Origin of the sequence: Arthrobacter sp. AK01 (genome assembly GCF_021109375.1) — a bacterium.
Classification (GTDB): domain Bacteria; phylum Actinomycetota; class Actinomycetes; order Actinomycetales; family Micrococcaceae; genus Arthrobacter.
In genome coordinates this window covers 1-5,585 of the sequence record NZ_JAJOHP010000129.1, presented here as the reverse complement: position 1 = coordinate 5,585, position 5,585 = coordinate 1, and the positions used below count along the sequence as shown (strand labels likewise).

The following is a 5,585-nucleotide window of genomic DNA, read 5'->3' as shown; positions in this document are numbered from 1 at the left end:
ATCAAGGGACTCAATCCACTCCGCGGTCTCTTCCGGATCACGATCAGGCAGCTGGGCAGTCAACCCGCTGAGGATGTGTGAGGTCTCTTCTCCTGCAGCCACGTCCAACCTTCCTTTAGGCGCATGCATCGGCGCCTCAGGTCTGGCAGGGTAACTGCCCGTCGTGAACGCGTCGTGTGCGACATCTCGGTTTCAACAGCCCGGTCGGATGCGCCGGGCAGGTCTTGTGAGCGCTTGGCTGCCCAGTAGAATTCTGCGGGGCGATCGCCCTGCAGCCAGAGCGCTCATGGCCACTCTAGCTTTCACGGCGCTGCGATGCGTAGCCGTGGGCCCTGAGGGGCGTTGTATGTCACACCTGGCTGGCCTGCGTGACGGAAAGCACGTGACTGTCACAGCCTCGAAACACCCCGGGGAATGCGGAATGTGGCCCGTGGCAGGGACAATGGCTTGAAGCACACGCCCAAAGGGTGTTGGCTGTTAGTAATGGAAGTCACTTCAAAAGGAGGAAACGTGAGCGAGGCCGACGCCGCCACATCGGTAAATGTGGCGGAACGAATGGGTTTCAAAGATGGGGATCTGATTCAGGAGCGCGGCTACGACGACGACGTCGACTTCGACTTGCGTGATGACATTGAAGATGTCACAGGCTCTGAGCTGCTGGATGAAGACGACCACGACGTAGTAGATGCCGTTGTCTTTTGGTGGCGGGATGGCGACGGCGATCTTGTTGATGCCCTCATGGATTCGCTCACCACGCTGAAGGAAGGCGGAGTTGTCTGGGTTCTGACGCCCAAGTCCGGCCGCGATAACTACGTTTCCCCCGCCGATATCCAGGACGCGGCCCCTACATCCGGGCTGCACCTCACTACCTCTGCCGGGGTATCGAAGGACTGGAGTGCCACCCGACTGGTGCCGAAGAAGAACAAGTGACCGATGTTCGGCTGGCGCCGGCCCCCGGCGTGGTTCCGCAGCCGGGGCAGCCTGCGCCGGACTTTGAGTTGGTGAACCAGTTTGGCGAACCCGTTCGCCTCTCCGACTATCGGGGCCGCAATGTGGTGGTCGTGTTCTATCCCTTTGCGTTCTCCGGTATTTGCACTGGAGAGTTGTGTGAGATTCGCGACAATATCGCGGCTTTCGAGGAATCGGACGCTGTAGTGCTTGCAGTCTCTGTGGACAGCAAATTCACACTGAGGGCCTATTCCCAACAGGAAGGCTATGGCTTTGACCTGCTGGCCGATTTCTGGCCGCATGGTGCGGTAGCCCGGGCCTACGGTGTTTTTGACGACGTCAGCGGCATGGCATTGCGGGGAACCTTCATCATCGATGCCTCAGGAGTTGTGCGGTACGTCGTGGTCAATCCGCGCGGCCAAGCACGTGACTTTGCTGAATATCGTCGCGCGCTCACGGCGTTGGGGCAACACTAGTCATGAGCCAGGGCCGGCCCGGAGTAGGCATGACTGGTTTTGCCAGCATGGCTCCGGCTCGCGCGCCACAACTTGACCACCACGAGCTTGATGCTGTTGGACAGGCACTAGGAGTCTTGAGCGGCAAGCGCCTGGCCGTACTTACGGGAGCGGGGCTGAGTACAGATTCCGGTATTCCCGACTACCGGGGGCCAGGTTCTGCGCCCCGTAACCCCATGACCTTCCAGGAGTTCATTGGCAGTGAGGCCAACCGGCGCCGCTATTGGGCCCGGAATCACTTGGGATGGTCCCACCTGAGGCACGCCGACCCCAACGCCGGGCATGCCGCCGTCGCGCTGATGGAGCGCAGGGGGCTACTATCGGGCCTCATCACCCAAAATGTGGACCGGCTCCACGAGGATGCCGGCAGCGTCAACGTGGTGGATCTCCACGGGCGATTTGACCAGGTGATCTGCCTGGAAAGCGGCCATATCTTCAGCCGGCGGTTGATCGCGGCGATCCTTGAGGAAATCAATCCAGGGTTCCTTGCTGATGCGCTGGAGTCCGGAGTGGTGGAAATGGCCCCGGATGCTGATGCCACAGTTGAGGATCCAGAACTCATTACCTCATTCGTTATGGCTGTTTGTCCCATCTGCGGTGGGACGCTCAAGCCTGACTTTGTCTATTTTGGCGAGAACGTACCCAAGGACCGGGTCGAGCGCGCGTACGCCATGGTTGATGAGGCGGGTGCGCTCCTGGTTGCAGGTTCGTCCCTGACGGTGCAGAGCGGACTTCGGTTCGTACGTCACGCCGCGAAAGCCGCAAAACCCGTGATCATCATCAACAGGGGACCCACGCGTGGAGACGGGTTTGCCGAACTGAAATTAGAGCTCGGCGTCAGTGGCGCGCTGGACTATCTGTCCCGAAATCTCCCTGATCTTTCCGGGCCTGAAGCCTCGATTGGTGTTTCTCTCGAATCATGATGTAGAGTCATTGTTCGTTGGTTGAAGCGCTGAGGCACTGAAACTGCGACTTGGGTCTTTAGCTCAGCTGGTAGAGCGCCACGTTTACACCGTGGATGTCATCGGTTCGATCCCGGTAGGACCCACCAAGCAAAACCCCGTCACTCCAAGCCTTGTGGTTCGGAGCGGCGGGGTTTTTTGTTGTCCACGCGTCGGACTTTTGAGGCGGCCCCAAATTGTCGGGGCCCGCTCGTAGGGTCTCCTCCATGGAGCACATTTACATCCGGACCAGCCTGCAAGGCTCGCCGGTCGCCGTCGTCAGGGGCAGCCGCGAGTGGCAGATTGTGGTGGACCCTGTCCGCTGGTTTGAGCGGGTTTCCTGGTGGGAGCATTCCCGGCGCATGCCCCGGGGACAGGGCCGCGTGGACGTGGAGGTCTGGCAGGTCCAGGTTCGCTTGGGAAATAATGACCGGTCCGGCATCGCGACGTGGGAGCTGGTGCGGGACGGTATTGGCGGGGGCTGGTGCCTCAGGGGCGAAGAAGTCGTTGCGGCCTGAAATTCCCGGGAAATGGATGAGCTCTCCACCACGACTATTGGGGGATGCCGCGGTGGAGAGCTCGAAGATGAATATACAGCGAACTCTTGGGTTTTGAAAAGCGGAGCCAGCCTCGGTCCTGCCACATGTCGGAAATGCGTCGAATCACCTCCCGATAGGGCTAAGCGCTTGCCACTATGATGGGAAGTGTTCAGCTGAATGAACAAGCAGAATGTATCGACGAAGGAGAATCATGGCCGATTCCCGCACCACCCGTTCCGAAGGGCTGGGCGCTTCTTCGCCTGCACCTGCAGTGACCCGCGCAGCGGCAGTTCTTGAGGCACTTGCTGGATCTCCGTCAGGCCGCCTCACTCTGAGTGATCTTTCGCGGGAACTGGGTATTCCCAAGTCGTCCACGTCGAACTTGTTGCTGGCGCTGGAGGAAGCACGCCTCATCACCAGGCAGGGTGCGGACTTTGCACTGGGCAGGAAGCTGGTGGAACTTGGTGCCGCCTACCTCAGCCGCCTCGATGAGGTGCAGGAGTTCTACAAATATTGCGAGCAGGCTCCAACGCTCTCTGGTGAGACCGTGCGCATTGCCATGCTCGACGGCGATCACGTTATCTACCTGGCCCGCTACGAGGGGCATCCCGCAGTGCGGCTGACGTCCAATATTGGCGACAAGATGCCGGTTTCGCTGTGCAGCGTCGGTAAGGCGCTGTTGGCGCAACTGCACGATCACGACATCGAGTCCATGTTCCCGGACGGCATGGAACTCCCTGTGATGACCGCCAACTCCCTCCGCACAGCTGAAGAACTCAAGGCCCAGGTGGTGGCCATCCGCAAGCAGGGATTCGCCTTCGAGGACGAAGAGTCAACGGTTGGTGTCGTTTGCCTTGCCGTGCCCGTACCCACTCATGGCGCCCACGGCCCAAGCCTGGGCCTCTCTGTGACCGCCCTGAAGGCAACCTACTCGGAAGAGCAGGGCGCGCTTATGGTCAAGGAACTTAAGGAGTTGGCACGATCCCTCGGCAACCCCATGGGTTAAGGGGATGGCGGGCGTCACATTCACACCTCGCGGAATAAATCTGATTACAACCTTGGCAGTGAGTTCAACAAGCTGTACGCTGTTCATTATAGTGATCTTGGCGGTGATGCCATCGCTATCTCGCCGGGCCAACGGGGGCCTGGGGTGATTTTGAGGGAGTGCTTGTGATAACTCGTACTAATGCACGGCTCGCAGCTGAGGCTGACGACGCTGTTGTTGAGCCGGAACAGCTACGCCGGGCAACACTGGCAAGCTCCGTGGGCTCAGCCTTGGAGTACTACGATTTCTACATCTATGGATTGGCTTCCGCGCTGATCTTTGGCCCATTGTTCTTTTCCCCATTGGGCCCGGACGGTGCTTTGATCGCCTCCTTCGCCACGTATGGCGTCGGTTTCGCCGCCCGACCCTTTGGCGGTTTGATCTTTGGCTACATCGGCGACAGGTTCGGCCGCAAAATGGTCCTGATCCTCACCATCGCCTTGATGGGAACGGCAAGCTTTGCCATCGGATTGCTTCCCACCTTCGAGCAGGCCGGAATGCTCGGAGCCGTCCTGCTGGTGACCTTGCGGATCATCCAGGGCTTGGGCGCCGGTGCCGAGCAGGCAGGCGCCACTACGCTGATCTCAGAGGTGGCCCCGCGCCGCCGTCGTGGTTTCTACGCATCACTGCCGTTCGTCGGCATCCAGTTGGGTACGCTCCTCGGTGCAGGCACCTTCGCCCTGATCGCCATGGCCGACAAGTCCGTCCTGCAGGGCTGGCTGTGGCGCGTACCGTTCCTGGCCAGCTTTATCCTGATCGCGGTGGCCATCTTCATCCGGCTCAAGCTGAAGGAAACCCCTGCGTTCCAGGAGCTTGAGAAGCACAAGAACGTGGTCAAGAACCCCATTGGTGCCCTGTGGAAGCACTCCAAGAAGAACGTGCTCCTGGGTATCGGTCTCCGTATGGGCGAAAACGGCAACTCGTCGATCTACTCAGCGCTGCTGGTCTCGTTCATGAGCATGCCTGCGGGCGTCTTTGCTGGAAACAACTCGATCGGACCAGTAGGCCTGCTGATCGCCGCAGGATTCGCTGCCGTCCTGGTGGTGACATTCGGCGCTCTCTCCGATAAATATGGCCGCGTTCCCGTGTACCGCTACGGCGCATTGTTCCAGGCGATCATTGCCGTTCCTGCCTTCTACCTGGTCACCTTGGGGAACGTCACCCTGGTGTGGGTTGTCATGGCCGTGGGCATCGCCATCGGCGTCCAGTCGATGCTTGGCCCCCAGTGCCCGCTGCTGCCGGAATTGTTCGGATCCCAGTACCGCTTCACCGGCGTGGCCATGAGCCGTGAGATCTCCGCCGTCCTGGCCGGTGGACTCGCTCCGCTGCTCGGTGCGCTGATGCTGGCGGCCACCAACCACTCGTGGCTGGTCCTGTCCATCTACTCGCTGGTCCTGGCGCTCATCTCCTTCGTTACCACTTTCTTCACCCCGGAGACGGCCGGACGAGACCTCGTCAGCACGGAAGACGCAAAGTAACTCTCGCGCTAACCGCAAACACGCCAGCGCGGCACCCGCCCAGGGGGGGGGGGGGGGCGGGGGGTGGTGGGGGGCCGGGGGGTGGGGGGGGGGGGGGGGGGGTTGCTGGCCCTGCCGCC

General features: G+C 60.7%; 6 protein-coding genes and 1 tRNA gene. All 7 read left to right on the top strand.

The window, feature by feature from the left end; translation table 11 throughout:
• Window positions 1–510 precede the first annotated feature (510 nt).
• Entirely contained in the window at window positions 511–930 is a 420-nt protein-coding gene (locus LN996_RS23280) for a DUF3052 domain-containing protein (RefSeq protein WP_026542347.1), read from the top strand.
• Entirely contained in the window at window positions 927–1,424 is a 498-nt protein-coding gene (locus LN996_RS23275) for a peroxiredoxin (RefSeq protein WP_231343459.1), read from the top strand. The genes LN996_RS23280 and LN996_RS23275 overlap by 4 nt, the downstream gene beginning before the upstream one ends.
• Window positions 1,425–1,426: 2 nt before the next feature.
• Window positions 1,427–2,386 (top strand): Sir2 family NAD-dependent protein deacetylase, encoded by a 960-nt coding sequence (locus tag LN996_RS23270; RefSeq protein ID WP_231343458.1) that lies wholly within the window; start codon window positions 1,427–1,429, stop codon window positions 2,384–2,386.
• A 52-nt stretch (window positions 2,387–2,438) separates the two neighbouring features.
• Window positions 2,439–2,514 (top strand) — tRNA-Val (locus tag LN996_RS23265).
• 117 nt (window positions 2,515–2,631) lie between these two features.
• Complete coding sequence (locus LN996_RS23260; RefSeq protein WP_231343457.1) at window positions 2,632–2,922, top strand: hypothetical protein; 291 nt, start codon at window positions 2,632–2,634, stop codon at window positions 2,920–2,922.
• 232 nt (window positions 2,923–3,154) lie between these two features.
• A complete protein-coding gene (locus LN996_RS23255; RefSeq protein ID WP_231343456.1) occupies window positions 3,155–3,949 on the top strand; it encodes an IclR family transcriptional regulator in 795 nt (264 codons plus the stop codon).
• Window positions 3,950–4,107: 158 nt separating this feature from the next.
• A complete protein-coding gene (locus LN996_RS23250; RefSeq protein WP_159708814.1) occupies window positions 4,108–5,466 on the top strand; it encodes an MFS transporter in 1,359 nt (452 codons plus the stop codon).
• Window positions 5,467–5,585 lie beyond the last annotated feature (119 nt).

What these genes read in the sequence shown, in the direction of transcription:
- LN996_RS23270 (WP_231343458.1), top strand. Translation starts at nt 1,427, where the DNA reads ATGAGCCAGGGCCGGCCCGGAGTAGGCATGACTGGTTTTGCCAGCATG.
- LN996_RS23260 (WP_231343457.1), top strand. Translation starts at nt 2,632, where the DNA reads ATGGAGCACATTTACATCCGGACCAGCCTGCAAGGCTCGCCGGTCGCC.
- LN996_RS23255 (WP_231343456.1), top strand. Translation starts at nt 3,155, where the DNA reads ATGGCCGATTCCCGCACCACCCGTTCCGAAGGGCTGGGCGCTTCTTCG.